Below are 14,858 nucleotides of genomic sequence, written 5' to 3' on the forward strand. Positions count from 1 at the left end.
GATCGGAGGAAGTCGACGCGCTGGACCGGCCGACAGGTGATTCCCTGTGGGCATGGATGCCCACGCGCCCGGAACCGAGCGACAGCACGACGTGCTCAGACGCACGCTCGAGCAGGCGTACGGTCGGCACTCGGAGAGGTCGCGGGCGGAGGCACTGCGCTACCGAGCGATCGAGGAGACGCGAAGGGCGGCGACGACGGCCGAGAAAGCTCTCGTGGGCGAGCACGTGGGCGCGGGAGGAGCGGAGGCGGCCCGACGAGCGCTGATCGCTGAGCTCGCGACAGGCCTCCGAGTGTCGGACGCACACGCGTCGACGCTGATCGACGAGGCGCGGATGCTGGTGAACGAGCTGCCCGCGACGCTACGAGCGCTGGAGGACGGGCGCCTCTCCCCCGAGCACGCGACGGTCACCGTCCGGGCCGCCATCGACGTGCCAGCGGAGGTGCGCGCGCGGTTCGACGACGGCGCCGCAGCGATCGCCGAGACGTGCACCCCACCACAGCTGCGGCGGAGTCTGCGGTCCCTGCGGGAGCACCTCCATCCGCAGACGTCGACGCAACGGCATCGCGACTGCGCTCGCCGCCGGAGTGCCTGGGTCGAAGGACTCGACGACGGGATGGCCATCCTGCACCTGTACGCCCCGGCTCCCGATGTCCTCGGCGCGTTCGACCGACTCGACCGAGCGGCTCGCTCGCTCGCCGACCTCCCCGACGAGAGCCGGAACCTGGGGCAGCTTCGCGCCGACGTCGCTGCGGCCCTCCTGCTCGACGGCGAGACTCCGGACGAAGCGGGATCCACGCGCATGCCGGCAGGGATCCGACCGGAGATCGCGGTGACGGTCCCCGCGATGAGCCTCCTCGGCCGCTCCGAGCAACCGGCAGTACTCGACGGGTACGGTCCGCTCGACCCGCAGACCGCGAGACGACTCGCCGCGAACGCTCCCTCGTTCATCCGCCTGCTCACGCACCCGGAGACAGGCGCAGTCCTCTCGGTCGGCCGCGACTCCTACCGGGTCCCCTCAGACCTCAGGCGACACCTGCGGCATCGCGACACGACCTGCCGCTTCCCGGGATGCACTCGCAGCGCTCGGCGCGCCGACCTCGACCACACCACCGACTGGCGGCATGGCGGAACGACCTCGTCGGACAACCTCGCTCACCTGTGCCGCCACCACCACCGGCTCCGCCACACGAGCGCGTGGACGAGCCAGCAGGAGGCCGACGGAACACTGCACTGGACGAGTCCGACCGGACGACGACACACCACGACGCCGGCAGCACCGGAAACCGGCGGGGCCGGAGAACGGGTGGACACTGGCTGAAGCAAGATGCTCCTGATTACACGGGCGCGCCGTGAGCGTCGGTGCGCTCGAAAGAGTCGCGCTGTCGCGAGGGGACTGCGTCCTAGGGTCAAGGGCCCCGACCGTTTCGACGCGCGCGCGTAGCGTGGACGTCGCGGCTCGGCGAGGACGAGCCCACGACATGCAGGGAGTAGCGGTATGACGGCAGCTAGGAGCGGGAGCGATGCGACGAGCGGGACGACCGCGGTCCTCTTCGACATCGACGGGACTCTCGCCGACACGAATTTCCTCCACGTCGAGGCGTGGTCACGAGCGTTCTGGCAGTTAGACCTCGCGGTTCCGGCGTGGCGTATCCAACGCGCGATCGGGGCGGACTCGTCCGAGCTGCTCGGCATGCTCCTGCAAGAGGACGTGTCGGACGACGTGCGGTCGCAGGTCAAGGCACTACACACTAAGAACTACGCCGAGACGACAGCTCGGGTCGTGGCACTCCCCGGCACTCGGGAGCTGGTCGCGACGCTCGTGGGCCGCGGCGTCCACGTGGTTCTGGCGACGTCGGCACCACAGAACGAACTCGACATCCTCCTCGACGTACTCGATCTCGGCGGGTCCGTGCATGCGGTCACTAGCGGTGCAGATGTCTCGACGGCGAAGCCCGCGCCCGACGTTATCTCCATCGCCCTCGACCGCGCCGGAGTCTCTACCGACCGCGCGATCATGGTCGGCGATGCTACCTGGGACGTCCTGGCTGCCGATCGCGCCGGCCTGGCGACCGTCGGAGTGCTCTCCGGCGGAACCGGGGAGCACGATCTCCGGGAGGCCGGCGCGATCGCCGTCTACGAGGATGCGGCAGGCATCCTCGCTGGTCTCGACGACGGGCCGCTGGCGAGGCTTCTGGGCTGAGGTCGGTCAGCGGGTCAGCTGGTGGGCCGCCCGCGCATCACGAGGAACGTCACCCCGATTGCGGCTATGACGGCGACCAGCGCTCCACCGATCCAGAGCGCGTCGCCGAGCAGCGCCGGATCCGGTCCCGATCCGGCTCGCGCTTCGTCGGCCGTCTCTGCCGGATCATCCGGCACAGCAAGGGTCCCGTTGCAGTCGGGGGCGGAGGACGCGCCCTCAGCGAGCGTGACGCCCTCGGCCGGCGCCCAGTCGAACGCGTACTGACCGGAGACCGGGTGTCCGTCGGTCGACACGACCTGCCAGGTCACTTCGTACGCGCCGGCCGGGCCGAGCTCGAGCGGCATGGTCGCTTCGGGTCCGACCACGCTGACGCAGCCGTCACCGTAGTACAGCCCGTCGGGGCCGACCACGCGCAGAGCGGCGGCAGCGCCGTCGTTGCCGAGTACCAGCAGGTCGTCGTTCGTCGTCAGAACGAGCGATCCGGGCTGCTCCGTGACCGTCGAGTCCGCGGCGGGTGTCGTCGACACGAGGTAGTTGTGCGCGCTGGCGGGCCCGGCCGCCGCGATCGAGCCGAGTAGCCCGATCGCGGCGGCAGCGACCACAAGCCTGGGTCGGCTCACGCGGACGCCTTCGCTCCGCGACGGCGCGAGGCGAGCCCGACGGCCACACCGACGGCTCCGACGACGAGACCGCCGACTCCGAGGATGCGGGCGATCACATCGTCACCGCCCGACGTCGTCGTTGCGGCGGAGGCCGTGGTGGTCACCGCGTCGTCACCATCTCCGTCGTCGTCGCCACCGTGGTGACCGGACCCAGCCTCAGCAGCCGTGACAGCGACCGTCGGAGCAGGAAGCTCGGGTTCGTCCTGGCCCTCGACCGTCGGCTGGTCCCATGAGGTCGAGCCGGTCTCGCAGGTCTGCAGGACGGGGAACTCGAGCGTGGATCCGGCGGCGTCCTCCGGCAGCTGGAGCTGGAGCGAGACAGTGTCGCGGTAGCCGTCCGCGAGCGGCGTCTTTGCCGTGTAGACGACGTCGGAGACGCGCTGGGTCGCCGTGTTGCCGTCGGAGTCGGCCGCCGGGTCGGCGATGGCGACCTCGTTCTTGACGACGTCCCAGTTCGGGTTGACGGTCGGGCTGACGGAGTTGATGCCCTCGGGCATCGTGATGGTGAGTCCCGTCGTGGGCGAACCGTCGCAGCCGTGGGCGAGCGAGAAGGTCACGACCGTGTAGGAGCCGGCGGCAGTGCTGCTCGCCGCTGCGGTCACGTGCGCGCTCGCGGCCGCCGGGGCGGAGAGTGCCAACGCGATCGAGCCGGCGGAGACGAGTGCGCCGCTGCCGACGAGACGGAGACGGGAGAACGAGGAAGGGGTGGAGGAGGTCATGAGGGTCGAGTCCTAGGAGAAGGGCCGGCATGTCGCCGGAGGTCAGGACGCAGCGCGGGATCGCGGTGCGCACGTGCGCCATCCACCGCCTCCGACGGGGAGCGGGCTCAGACAGCGCGGAGTGCACTCTTTGGTGGGCCGCGGTGTCGGAGGACTGACAGCGCCGTGTCGAGCGCTCGAGGTTCGAGGGGCCCGAGGACTCCGACGAGGGCGACGCCCGGACGTCTGGGCGACGGCAGAGCGGAGGATCGGGTGACGACCCGCACGACGACGCGCTCGAGCTGTGTGCCCAGCGTCCAGAAGAGCCGTTCGCCGTACAGCAGGGCCGCGATCGTGAGCACCGCCGCGACGCCGTGCGCGACGAGCATCAGCGGAGCATGATCCGCGTGCCCGGCCGATCCGGCTACCAGCTCGACCCTCGTCCCGTCGTGGAAGTGCGTGTGCTCGCCGGTCGTGCCGACGACGCTCACCTCTCCTCCGGTGCCCGTGATGAGGAAGAGCGCGTGGTAGCCGATCTGGCTGAGCAGGACGGCGGAGGTTAGGCGAGCCTGTGACAGGCCTCGCCCCGAGAGCATGACGCAGACGACGGCGGCGAAGGCTGCAGCCAAGGCGAGGACCGGTGGTGCGGGAGCGGCGGCTCCGGCGAGGGTGTGCGATGCGGCGGCAGTCGCCGTCGCGGCCAGTGCCGTGACGCTTCCGCGTACCGCTCGTGCGCCTCGCGTCTGCACTCGCTCGCTCCTTGTCTCTTCATGCCCGCTCGGGCGCGGCTTCCCCCAGGGTAATCGACGGAGCCGGGGCGCCGGCCGGGCCCCGGAGAACCAGATCCCGGTGCCGTTACGAAGCCGTTACCTCGATTGCCGAAAGAATTCCAAACCCCCTCTCGAAGGGCTCCGAAGACCTATCAACGGCCGCGAAACGGTCCACACAGAACAGGTCCTCCGCGTCATCGTGGGGGCCGTCTCACGAAGGAGAAATCCCATGCGATCCACCAAGCGCTCCGCCCTCGCCGCATTCGCCCTGCTGGGCACCGCCGCCCTCGGCCTCACTGCCTGTTCCAGCGGAAGCGGCTCGACCACCGAGTCGAGCGACCCCGCGTCCGAGATGTCCACTCCGATGGCGACCTCGTCTTCGACTCCGATGGCGACCATGGACCCGGCCGCGAACCTCGTCGGCCCCGGCTGCGCCGCCTACGCCGAGCAGGTCCCGGACGGAGCCGGTTCGGTCGAAGGCATGTCCCTCGACCCGGTCGCCACCGCTGCGTCGAACAACCCGCTTCTGAAGACCCTGACCGCTGCGGTCTCCGGTGGTCTGAACCCCGACGTCAACCTCGTCGACACGCTGAACAGCGGAGAGTTCACCGTCTTCGCTCCGGTGGACGACGCGTTCGCCAAGCTGGACCCCGCGACCGTCGAGACCCTGAAGACCCCCGAGGGAGCGGCCACGCTGTCGTCGATCCTGACTTACCACGTCGTGGCCGGCCAGCTCGCTCCTGACGAGATCGCTGGCGATCACGCCACCGTCCAGGGCGGCAACCTCACGGTCACCGGCTCGGGCGACGACCTCAAAGTCAACGACGCGTCCGTCATCTGCGGTGGCGTTCAGACCGCCAACGCGACCGTCTACCTCATCGACACCGTGCTGACCCCCCCGGCCAGCTAAGACCGTACGCAGCTCCGGCTGCTGGTCACGCCGAAGGGCGGGCACCGCGAGGTGTCCGCCCTTCGGCGTTCCCGACGCGGAGCACGAACAACGAGAGGCGCGGATCCGGTCTGGGAGCCCGCGCCTCTCGCGTCAGCCGTTATTCGGCGGCGGCGCTGATCTCGGCCAGCACCCGGTCGCCCGGACGGGCCTCGATCATGTCGGCGTGGATCTCGGCACGGTCGAGCAGCTCCTCCATGCGGCGGCGGCGGTTGCGCGTGATGAGCGTCACGACCGTACCTTTCTTGCCCGCGCGTCCCGTGCGGCCGGAGCGGTGCAGGTACGTCTTGTACTCGTCAGGGGCGTCGGCCTGGATCACCAGGTCGATGTCGTCGACGTGGATGCCGCGTGCCGCCACGTCGGTAGCGACCAGAACGTCCACGCGACCGCTGGTGAGCAGTGCGAGGTTGCGCGTGCGGCGCGATTGGTTGAGGTCACCGTGCAGGCTCGTCGCCGGGATGTCTGCATGGTCGAGCTGCTCCGCGAGCTGCTCGGCGAATGCGCGGGTACGGGCGAAGATCAGCGTCTTGCCGTGGCGAGCGGCGAGCTGCTCGATGATCTCGGCCTTGTCGCGATGTTCGATGAGGAGCACGCGGTGGTCGATCGTCGAGGACGCCTGGTCCTCTCCAGCGACCTCGTGCACGCTCGGCTCGACCAGGAACTCGTCGACGAGCGTCGCGACGCCCTTGTCGAGGGTTGCGGAGAAGAGCAGGCGCTGGCCGCCGTCGGCCGTCTGACGGAGGATCCGTTGGACGGGCTCGAGGAAGCCGAGGTCGCACATGTGGTCGGCCTCGTCGAGCACTGTGATGGTGATGTTCGACAGGTCGAGGCGGCGCTGCTCGACGAGGTCCTCGAGACGACCCGGAGTGGCGATGACGATGTCGACGCCGCGCTGGAGCGCACCGACCTGCTTGTACTGGGGGACGCCTCCGTAGATGGTCGTCGTGAACAGGCCCACCGAACGGGCGATCGGCTGGATCGTGCGGTCGATCTGCATGGCGAGTTCGCGGGTCGGCGCGAGGATGAGCGCTCGCGGAGCGCGGCCGGGCTTGCGGCCCTTCGCTCCGTTGTTCTCCATCAGGCGCTCGACGACGGGCGCGCCGAACGCGATGGTCTTGCCCGACCCGGTCCTGCCACGACCGAGGACGTCCTTGCCAGCGAGCACCTCGGGGATGGTCGCGGCCTGGATCGGGAACGGCGCCGCCGCTCCCAGCTCGGTCAGCTGGCGGACGATGTTCGCGCCGAGCCCGAGGTCGCCGAACGTGACGCCCTCGACGTCGATCGCGAGTGTCGCGGTCGCTTCGAGACGCTCCAACACGATGTCGTCGGCCTGGTGCGACGCGCGAGCGTCGCGGCTGGGGTAGAAGTCGGACCCGGAGTCGCGGCGCGAGGGCCGGGAGTCGCGGTCGAAGGAGCGGGTCGGGCGGTCGCCGCGGTCGTGACCGCGCGAGGGGCGCGCGTCGCGGTCGTAGGAGCGCGCGGGTCGCTCGCTGCGGTCGTCGCCACGGGTGGGACGCGCGTCGCGGTCGTTCGATCGCGCCGGACGGTCGTTCCGGTCGAAGGAGCGAGCCGGACGCTCACTGCGGCCGTAGGACCGCGTGGGTCGCTCGCTGCGGTCGTAGCCACGAGCCGAACGCTCGTCACGGTCGTTGGAGCGGGCGGGCCGGTCCTCACGTGCGGAGGAGCGAGCCGGACGCTCGTACGAGCGAGCCGGACGAGCATCGCGATCGTACGAGCGAGCCGGACGGTCGTTCCGATCGTACGAGCGAGCCGGACGGTCGTTCCGGTCGTACGAGCGAGCCGGACGCTCGTCACGGTCGTTGGACCGAGCCGGACGAGCATCGCGGTCGTACGAGCGGCCGGGCCGGTCGTCACGTCCGGAGGAGCGCGCCGGGCGGGCGTCGCGGTCGTAGCCGCGCGAGGGTCGCTCGTCACGGTCGTAGCCGCGGGCCGGGCGCTCCGTGCGCTCCGTGGCGCGCGCCGCGCGCTCGTCGGCGTTCCAGCGTGCCTTCTTGGGCGCGTCCTCGTCGATGGGGCGGAAGCCGCGGTGGCCCTCGCTGCGTGAGCCGGGCTTCGCTGCGGGGAAGCGCGGGCGCCCGCCGAGCTGCGACTTGCCGCTCGAGGCGCCGAAGCGGTTGGGCTCGAAGTTCTTGGCCGGGCGTCCGCCGGCAGGCTTCTTGTTCTTGGGCATGGCAGTTCTTCCTGGGTTCAGGTCGTGCGCGAGGAGGCGGCGCCGGAGCAGCCCTGTCGTGCGGGGCGCCCGTGCGCTGTACCGCTGCGGAGGCAGCGGGGGAGAGAACCCGGGCGAGTCATTGACCGGGGCCGATTCACACATGTGATTCGTCTCACGACGAGTGTCGGAGACTCGGCCCACTTGACTAACAAACCCATCCACACGAGAGCGTGCGGTGTCGAGAGCCGACCGAACGATTCTACACGCGGCCATCCACCGTGGCTAGGGCGGCGGCCCTCCCGCCGCCGCTACAGCGAGGCGCGCCGCGCCCGGTAGGCCGCCACATTGGCCCGGTTGCCACAGTTACCCGTGTCGCAGTAGCGCTTCGAGCGGTTGCGCGAGAAGTCGACGAGCACCGCCTCGCAGTCCTCCGCCGCGCAGATGCGGATCCGCTCGCGCTCGTCCCCGCGGATCACGTCGACGAACGCCATGGCCGCCTCCACCAGGATGCGTGTCGCGAGGGGGCTCTCGTCGCGCGTGGCGTGCAGGTGCCAGCCGTACGGCCCGTGTCGCACGAGCTGGGGCAGCGCACGGCCCGATTCGAGCATCCCGTTGACGACGGACACGAGGTCCTCCTCCGCTCGGGTGAGCCAGAGCGAGCGGAGGGAGGAGCGGATCGCGCGCATCGTCTCCAGTTCCGCGAGGGACCCCTCGCGGCTGCCGGTGTAACGGTTGTCCAGGAGGAACTCGTCCAGGTGCTCGAGGGTCGCCATCTCGTCCTCACCGGAGGACGAGAGCTCGGGCAGCGTGTTGACGAGGAGGGCGGTCGAGGTCAGCGACGCCTCGACGTCATAGGCGAACACCATGTTGACTCCTGACAGTGCGGCTCAGTAGTGTGCGATCAGCTCGTTGTCACGAGTGTAATCGCTTTGACTCCTGAAGGGGCCGCCATGACCGTTGAGAGCACCGCCGCCGTCACGCTCCCCGCCGCCATCACGCCCGGATCCCCGCGCCGGATGGGGGCTGGACTGATGATCGCGCTGGGGGCCGCGGCCGCCTTCGGCCTCGGCGGGCCCTTCGTCAAGCCGCTGCTCGAGGCCGGCTGGACGCCGGCAGCCGCAGTGCTCTGGCGAGCGGGCGGCGCGGCGCTGATCCTCGCGATCCCGGCGGCGCTCTCCCTCCGCGGACGCTGGCACGTGCTGCGGCGCAATGTCGGCACGGTCGGTCTCTACGGAGTCTTCGCGGTGATCGCCGCGCAGCTCTGCTTCTACAGTGCGATCGAGCACCTCTCGGTCGGGGTCGCGCTGCTGATCGAGTACCTCGCGCCGGTCTTCCTGGTCCTGTTCTCGTGGGCCCGTACCCGGAGGCACCCCGGCCGGTTCACACTCGCGGGCTCGGCGCTCGCGCTCGGCGGACTGGTGCTCGTGCTCGATCTCTCAGGAGAGTCGACACCCGAGCTGGTCGGGATCGCCTGGGCACTCACCGCCTCGCTCGGGCTCTGCGTCTACTACGTCATCGCAGGCCGCGTGGATCCGGAGTTGCCGCCGATCGCGCTGACAGCCGGTGCGATGGTCGTCGGCGTCGTGATCCTGCTCGTCCTCGGCGCGACGGGGATCACACCCCTGCGGGCGACTTTCGGCGACGTGGTGTTCCTCGGCGACGACGTGCCCTGGCTCGTCCCGGCGGCCGTGATCCTCGGCATGTCGACGGTGATGGCGTACCTGCTCGGAATCGAGGGCGGCAGACGGCTGGGCACCAGGATCGCCTCGTTCGTCGGGCTCACCGAGGTACTGTTCTCGATCGCCGCCGCCTGGCTCCTGCTCGACGAGCTGCCGGCGCCGATCCAGTTCGCCGGCGGCGCGCTGATCCTCACCGGCGTGGTGCTGGTGAGGGCGCAGCGCACTCCGCACACCCCCTGATCGCGGGGCGCGATGCCGCGACGGCACGGATGCCCCTTACGCTGAGCCCACCCATGCGCGAGCTCAGCCGATCCCCGCGACCCGTCGCCGCGCTCCTCGCTGCCCTGATGCTGCTGCTCTCGGGCTGCGCGAGCAGCACTCCCGTCTCGGAGCCGGTCGCTCAGGCGATCATCGGAGCCGCCCCCGCCGCCGACGTGTCGGCCGTCTCCGTAGCGGCCGATCTGGTCTACGACGAGGCGACCGGTCAGCGCCTGGACATCTGCTCCCCCTCCACCGCCTCGGCGAGCCCCCGCCCGGCGGTGCTCGTGGTGCACGGGGGCAGCTGGGCGCGCGGCGGACGGGCCGACGAGAACTGGCGCCCGATCTGCCAGTGGCTGGGCTCGGCCGGCTTCGTCGCCGTCTCGGTCGACTACCGCCTGGCTCCGGCCGCAGTGTTCCCCGCGCAGATCGACGACGTAGCGGGGGCCCTCGACTGGCTGCTCGAGCCGGCTCAGACCGAGCGATACGGCATCGATCCTGAGCGCGTCGGGGCGTTCGGCGGCTCGGCCGGCGGCAACCTGGTCTCGCTCCTCGGCACCGCGGAGGCCACGTCATCCCGCCTGAGCGCCGTCGTGGATCTCAGCGGCCCCTCCGACCTGACAGCCGCAGGCCTCGCCGACGACGATCCCGTCGCGGGAGTCTCCGCAGCGGTCCGCACCTATCTCGGTTGTCCCGACCTGGCGGCCTGCCCCTCAGCCCGGGAGGCGTCTCCGCTCGCTCAGGTGGACGGCTCCGAGCCGCCGTTCTTGATCGTGCACTCTGCCCGGGAGCGCGTCGCCCTCAGCCAGTCGACACGCTTCGCCGACGAGCTCCGGGCGTCGGGGGCGACCGCCGAGCTGCTGGTGCAGCCCGGAGCACTGCACTCGATCGCCCTCCTCGATGACGACCTGCGCACTCGTGTGGTCACTTTCCTGCACGCGCACCTCGATGCCCCGTGAGGACGGAAACGGGAGCAGCAGCCCGGCGACCGGGGTCGTCCCCCACGCGCCCGCCTGCCTCGACCGCCCCGTCGCGAGCGCTCAGTCGAACGCGCAGCCGGCCTCGTCCGAGAGCGCGCGCTCGATCCGCTCCCGGTGCTCGGCAGAAATCGGCGGCAGCGTCTCCGGAGCGAACCAGCCCACCTCGGTCGACTCGTCGTCCGCCACCCGTGCCTCGCCCGAGACCCAGCGGCAGCGCACCACGTGATCGAGGTACTGCGTGCGGTCGCCGTTCGGGTACTCCATCGGCGGGAGAGTGTGCACGAGTACGAGGCGTTCGACCTCGATCTCGACGCCCGCCTCCTCCAGAGCCTCCCGCCGGGCGGTGCCCGCGACCGTCTCGCCCGGGTCGATGATGCCGGTCACCGCGGTCCACGCCCCTGTGTCGGCTCGACGGACCAGCAGGACCTGCCTCTCCGGCTCCTCGCGGACGATCACCGCCGTCACTCCGGTCAGCCAGAGCATCTCGGTCCCGATCCGCTCGCGCAGCCGCAGGATGAACTCGGGAGTGGCCATCAGGGCGCGTCGGGGCGGAAGTCGAACGCCACGATGCCGGCCGTGTCGACGAACGGGCCGACGAACTCCTTGAACGCGTCGTGCGCAGGATCGAAGAGTCCGGGAGCGTCGACGGCCGGCCGCCCGAGGTAGTAGTTGAGATCGCCCTCCGACGAGAACGTCAGCAGGAACGCGCGGTCGAAGCCCTCGCCCGCCCCCTCGACGCTCAGCTGCGGGCCGGTCTCGATCGACTCGATGTAGGGGAGGCCGTCGCGCACGCACTCGTGTGCCAGCGCGACGAAGCGCCGGGTGACCTCCTCCGCCTCGGTGACGAGTGCCGTCGGGCGGAAGCGGATCAGGACGATGTGGCGGAGGATGCCCGGCCGGTGGTCCCGGGCGACGAAGCGCTCTGAGCCGACCTCGGCGATCGCCGTGGCGGCTCGTTCGGGGCCGCTGCGCCAGCGCGAACCCACCGTCTCGGCCGAGTCCCTGATGTCCGTCACGACGATGCCCTCCCGGCGCGGGCGGCACGCCGGCGCTCACGATACCCCTCGACCAGGTTGTAGACGACGGGGAGGACCACCAGCGTCAGCACCGTCGAGGACACCAAGCCGCCGATGACGACGATCGCGAGCGGCTGCGAGATGAAGCCGCCGTGCCCCGTGATCCCGAGCGCCATCGGCAGCAGCGCGAAGATCGTCGCGAGCGCGGTCATCAGGATCGGCCGGAGCCTGCGCTCTGTTCCGTGCAGGAGCGCCTCCCGGACAGGCATACCCCGATCGCGGTACTGGTTCACTAGGTCGACCAGCACGATCGCGTTGGTGACCACGATGCCGATCAGCATCAGCACCCCGATCAGCGACGGCACGCCCAGCGGAACGCCCGTGACCACCTGGAGCAGGATCGCTCCGGTCGCGGCGAACGGAACCGAGACGAGCAGGAGCAGCGGCTGCAGGAGCGAGCGGAAGGTCGCCACCATCACGACGTAGACGATCAGGATGGCGACGAGCAGCGCGATGCCGAGCTGCGAGAACGCGTCGGCCTGGTCTGCCGTCACTCCGCCGAGGGAGGCCTCGACGCCCGCGGGCAGGTCGGTCGCGTCGATCGCGTTCTGCACCGCGACGTTGGCCGAGGCGAGGTCGTCGCCCTCGGGGGTGACCGTGATCGTCGCCGTCCGCTGTCCGCGCTCGGTGGTGATGCTGGCAGGTCCGTTCGTCTGCTCGACCGTCGCGAGTGTCGAGAGGGGCACGGTCCCCGTGAGGGTCGGCACCTCGAGGGTCCGCAGTTCGTCGATCGTGGCGGGAGGCTGCGCGTCGGCGAGGTAGATCGAGAGCGTACGGTCGTCGATCACCACGCTGCCCGCCTCCGTCGGCTGGAGGGACTGACTCACCAGGGTTCCGACGGCGACCTCGCTGAGGCCCGCACGGGCGGCCTCGTCACGGTCGACGCGCACCGCGATGTAGGGAAGGGAGGCGGAGAGGTTGCTCTCGGCCTGGCTGATACCGTCGGTCCCACGGAGGGCGGCGAGCAACTGATCGTTCGCGCTCTGGAGGTCTGCCTGCGAGGCGGTCGAGAGATCGACCTCGATGTTCGAGGAGGCTCCGAATCCGGACGAGGCGGCGACGCTGATGTCGTCGGCCGAGGCGACGCCCGAGAGCGCATCGCGGACCTCGGCCTGCACCGTCTCCTGGTCGGCCGACTCGTCGGTGGTGACGGAGTACTGGATGGCGGTCGCGCCTCCGCCGCCACCGCCGCCGAGCGCGCTCTGCACCCCGCCCGAGGAGCCGACGGTGAGCTGCACCGTCTCGACGCCGGCCGCGGTGAGGATCGCGGAGCTCGCCTGCTGAGCGGTCGCGTCCTGCGCGTCGAGGCTCTGCCCGACCGGGACGGTCTGCGTGACGGTGAAGGTGTTCTGGCCGCTCGACCCGAGGAAGTTGGTCTTCATGAGCGGGTAGAGCGCGCCGGTCCCGACGAGCACCAGCAGAGCGAGCAGCACCGTGACCACCGAGTGCCGGAGCGTCCAGTGGATGATCGGGCCGTAGACCGCCTGGAGGCCGCGCGCTCGGCGCGGTGCCGCGTGTACACCGTGCTGGGGGCTCTCGGCGGAGGCAGCGTCGTTCTCGTGGTGCCGACTCTCGGCGGCGGGAGCGAGGCTCTCGCCGGCGGCCGCCCGCTCCTCCGCGAGCGCCGCACGAGCGGCCTTCTGCACGGCCGGCCGCTTCGAGGGCCGGAGGAACCAGTAGGCGAGCACGGGCACGATCGTCAGCGCGACGACCAGCGAGGCGAGCAGGGCGATCGACACGGTCAGCGCGAACGGCCGGAAGAGCTCCCCGGTGGTGCCACCGACGAAGGAGATCGGCAGGAACACCGCGACGGTGGTGATGGTCGAGGCGGTGATCGCGCCGGCGACCTCGCGCACGGCGACGGCGATGGTCCGGGCCCGGTCCTCCCCCGCGTCCAGGTGCCGTTTGATGTTCTCGATCACGACGATCGAGTCGTCGACCACGCGGCCGATCGCGATGGTCAGCGCCCCGAGGGTGAGGATGTTGAGCGTGTAGCCCGCGGTCTGGAGGCCGATGAAGGTGATCAGCACCGACGTCGGGATCGAGATCGCGGTGACCAGCGTCGAACGCACCGAGAGCAGGAACAGCAGGATCACCAGCACGGCGAAGACGAGGCCGAGCGCACCCTCCTGTGCGAGCGAGGCGATCGACTCCTGGATGTAGGGCGCCTGGTCGAAGACCGAGGTGAAGGTGGCGTTGTCGCCGATCGAGGCCTCAAGGTCGGGCAGCAGTGCGGTCACACCGGTCGAGACGTCGACCGTGTTCGCGGCCGGGAGCTTGGTGATCGAGAGCGTGAGGGCAGGCTGACCGTTCACCCGCGAGATCGAGGTGACCGGAGCATCGGTGACGGCGACGCTCGCGACCGAGCCGAGCGTGGTGACGGCCGTGGGCGGGGCTCCGGCGGCGGAGGCTGCGCTTCCCTGGGCGGGCAGCAGCGGCAGCGCTGCGATCGCGTCGGTCGAGTCGAGCTTCACGCCCGACTGCACCGAGAAGGTCGAGCCGTCCTGGGTGATCTCGCCGCCGGCGACGAGCACGCCGTTCTGCTGAAGGGCGGTGCGGATGTCGCTGACCGTGAGTCCTGCCCCCGCGAGGGCGGCGTCGTCGGGGGTGATCGTGACGCGCTGGGCGCTCTCGCCGACGAGGGCGACCTCGCGAACGCCGTCGACCTTCTCGAGGTCCGGAATGACGCTGGTCCGGAGCCGGTCGGCAAGGGCCTTCGCGTCGCCGTCGCTCGACACGGCCAGCTGGAGCACCGGCAGGTCGTCGAGCGAGCCGGTGACCACCTGCGGATCGACGCCCTCGGGCAGCGTGCTCTTGATCCGGTTGACGGCCTGGAGGATCTTCTGCTCAGCCGTCGCGAGATCGGTGCCGTAAGCGAAGGAGGCCGAGATCAGCGAGGAGTTCGTGGACGACGTCGCGCTGGTGGTCTCGAGTCCCGGCACTCCCTGGATCGCGGTCTCGATGGGCGTCGAGACGTCGTCGTTCACCACCTCCGGGGCCGCGCCCGGGTAGGAGCTGACGACGGCCAGCTGCGGGAAGGAGATCGATGGTGCGAGCTCCTGCTTGAGGCCGGTCAGGGCGACGCCGCCGAACACGGCGATGACCACGGTGACGAGCGCGATGAGCGCCCGGTTCTTCATGCTGAGGACGGCGAGGAGATGCACCCTAGGAGTCTTCCATCAGCCGACTGAGTGTTGGGCGGGACGTCGTGTCCCGGACCGGCTGACCGCGCCCCGGCTGCGCGCCGACTCCGCCGCGCCTCGGCCCAGCCGCACCCCGGCCGGCGACGACCCGACCGGCAGGCTCACCACGGAGTGGACCAGCAGGTAGCCGCGGCCGTCACTCAGGAGACGACGACGAGATGGACGGGACTCGGAGGGCCGGTCGATGGCGTTCACGTCGTGAAACTT

At 70.6% G+C, this 14,858-nt stretch carries 13 protein-coding genes; 5 read left to right on the forward strand and 8 right to left on the reverse strand.

The features are described from left to right. The first annotated feature begins 52 nt into the window (after nucleotides 1–52). Together GSU10_RS12635 and GSU10_RS12640 are read left to right on the forward strand one after the other, a co-directional pair. Complete coding sequence (locus GSU10_RS12635) at nucleotides 53–1,321, forward strand: HNH endonuclease signature motif containing protein (protein ID WP_068211221.1); 1,269 nt, start codon at nucleotides 53–55, stop codon at nucleotides 1,319–1,321. A 177-nt stretch (nucleotides 1,322–1,498) separates the two neighbouring features. Then, nucleotides 1,499–2,203 (forward strand): HAD family hydrolase, encoded by a 705-nt coding sequence (locus GSU10_RS12640; protein WP_068211218.1) that lies wholly within the window; start codon nucleotides 1,499–1,501, stop codon nucleotides 2,201–2,203. A 14-nt stretch (nucleotides 2,204–2,217) separates the two neighbouring features. On the opposite strand, the gene GSU10_RS12645 is transcribed toward GSU10_RS12640, so the two are convergent. The 3 genes from GSU10_RS12645 to GSU10_RS12655 form a co-directional block, all read right to left on the reverse strand. Then, on the reverse strand, nucleotides 2,218–2,823 hold the full coding sequence (locus tag GSU10_RS12645; RefSeq protein ID WP_082845143.1) for a copper resistance CopC family protein: 606 nt from the start codon (nucleotides 2,821–2,823) through the stop codon (nucleotides 2,218–2,220). Further along, the gene (locus GSU10_RS12650) at nucleotides 2,820–3,584 is read right to left on the reverse strand and encodes a YcnI family copper-binding membrane protein (RefSeq protein ID WP_068211212.1); all 765 of its coding nucleotides are present in this window, start codon (nucleotides 3,582–3,584) and stop codon (nucleotides 2,820–2,822) included. Before GSU10_RS12650 ends, GSU10_RS12645 begins: the two co-directional genes overlap by 4 nt. 107 nt (nucleotides 3,585–3,691) lie before the next feature. Further along, the gene (locus GSU10_RS12655; protein WP_068211208.1) at nucleotides 3,692–4,312 is read right to left on the reverse strand and encodes a hypothetical protein; all 621 of its coding nucleotides are present in this window, start codon (nucleotides 4,310–4,312) and stop codon (nucleotides 3,692–3,694) included. A gap of 250 nt (nucleotides 4,313–4,562) precedes the next feature. Between GSU10_RS12655 and GSU10_RS12660 the strand changes: the two genes are divergently transcribed. Continuing rightward, nucleotides 4,563–5,243 carry a fasciclin domain-containing protein gene (locus GSU10_RS12660; protein WP_068211205.1) on the forward strand — a complete coding sequence of 227 codons (681 nt, stop codon included), beginning with the start codon at nucleotides 4,563–4,565 and terminating at the stop codon, nucleotides 5,241–5,243. 139 nt (nucleotides 5,244–5,382) lie between these two features. Here the strand turns inward: GSU10_RS12660 and GSU10_RS12665 are convergent, their stop codons facing one another. Beyond that, the gene (locus tag GSU10_RS12665) at nucleotides 5,383–7,473 is read right to left on the reverse strand and encodes a DEAD/DEAH box helicase (protein WP_132505552.1); all 2,091 of its coding nucleotides are present in this window, start codon (nucleotides 7,471–7,473) and stop codon (nucleotides 5,383–5,385) included. Nucleotides 7,474–7,763: 290 nt separating this feature from the next. Then, complete coding sequence (locus GSU10_RS12670) at nucleotides 7,764–8,321, reverse strand: CGNR zinc finger domain-containing protein (protein WP_068211196.1); 558 nt, start codon at nucleotides 8,319–8,321, stop codon at nucleotides 7,764–7,766. Nucleotides 8,322–8,405: 84 nt separating this feature from the next. On the opposite strand from GSU10_RS12670, the gene GSU10_RS12675 reads away from it, so the two are divergent. Next, on the forward strand, nucleotides 8,406–9,374 hold the full coding sequence (locus GSU10_RS12675; protein WP_068211194.1) for an EamA family transporter: 969 nt from the start codon (nucleotides 8,406–8,408) through the stop codon (nucleotides 9,372–9,374). Nucleotides 9,375–9,427: 53 nt separating this feature from the next. Beyond that, on the forward strand, nucleotides 9,428–10,351 hold the full coding sequence (locus tag GSU10_RS12680; protein ID WP_068211191.1) for an alpha/beta hydrolase: 924 nt from the start codon (nucleotides 9,428–9,430) through the stop codon (nucleotides 10,349–10,351). Nucleotides 10,352–10,432: 81 nt separating this feature from the next. On the opposite strand, the gene GSU10_RS12685 is transcribed toward GSU10_RS12680, so the two are convergent. The 3 genes from GSU10_RS12685 to GSU10_RS12695 are packed head-to-tail and all read right to left on the reverse strand — an operon-like array spanning nucleotide 10,433 to nucleotide 14,612. Further along, on the reverse strand, nucleotides 10,433–10,906 hold the full coding sequence (locus GSU10_RS12685; protein ID WP_068211187.1) for an NUDIX hydrolase: 474 nt from the start codon (nucleotides 10,904–10,906) through the stop codon (nucleotides 10,433–10,435). Next, nucleotides 10,906–11,388 (reverse strand): Dabb family protein, encoded by a 483-nt coding sequence (locus tag GSU10_RS12690; protein WP_158286133.1) that lies wholly within the window; start codon nucleotides 11,386–11,388, stop codon nucleotides 10,906–10,908. Before GSU10_RS12690 ends, GSU10_RS12685 begins: the two co-directional genes overlap by 1 nt. Further along, nucleotides 11,385–14,612 (reverse strand): efflux RND transporter permease subunit, encoded by a 3,228-nt coding sequence (locus GSU10_RS12695; RefSeq protein ID WP_068211181.1) that lies wholly within the window; start codon nucleotides 14,610–14,612, stop codon nucleotides 11,385–11,387. Before GSU10_RS12695 ends, GSU10_RS12690 begins: the two co-directional genes overlap by 4 nt. Between the last annotated feature and the right edge of the window lie 246 nt (nucleotides 14,613–14,858).

Origin of the sequence: Rathayibacter tanaceti (genome assembly GCF_009834165.1) — a bacterium.
GTDB classification, from domain to species: Bacteria; Actinomycetota; Actinomycetes; order Actinomycetales; family Microbacteriaceae; genus Rathayibacter; species Rathayibacter tanaceti.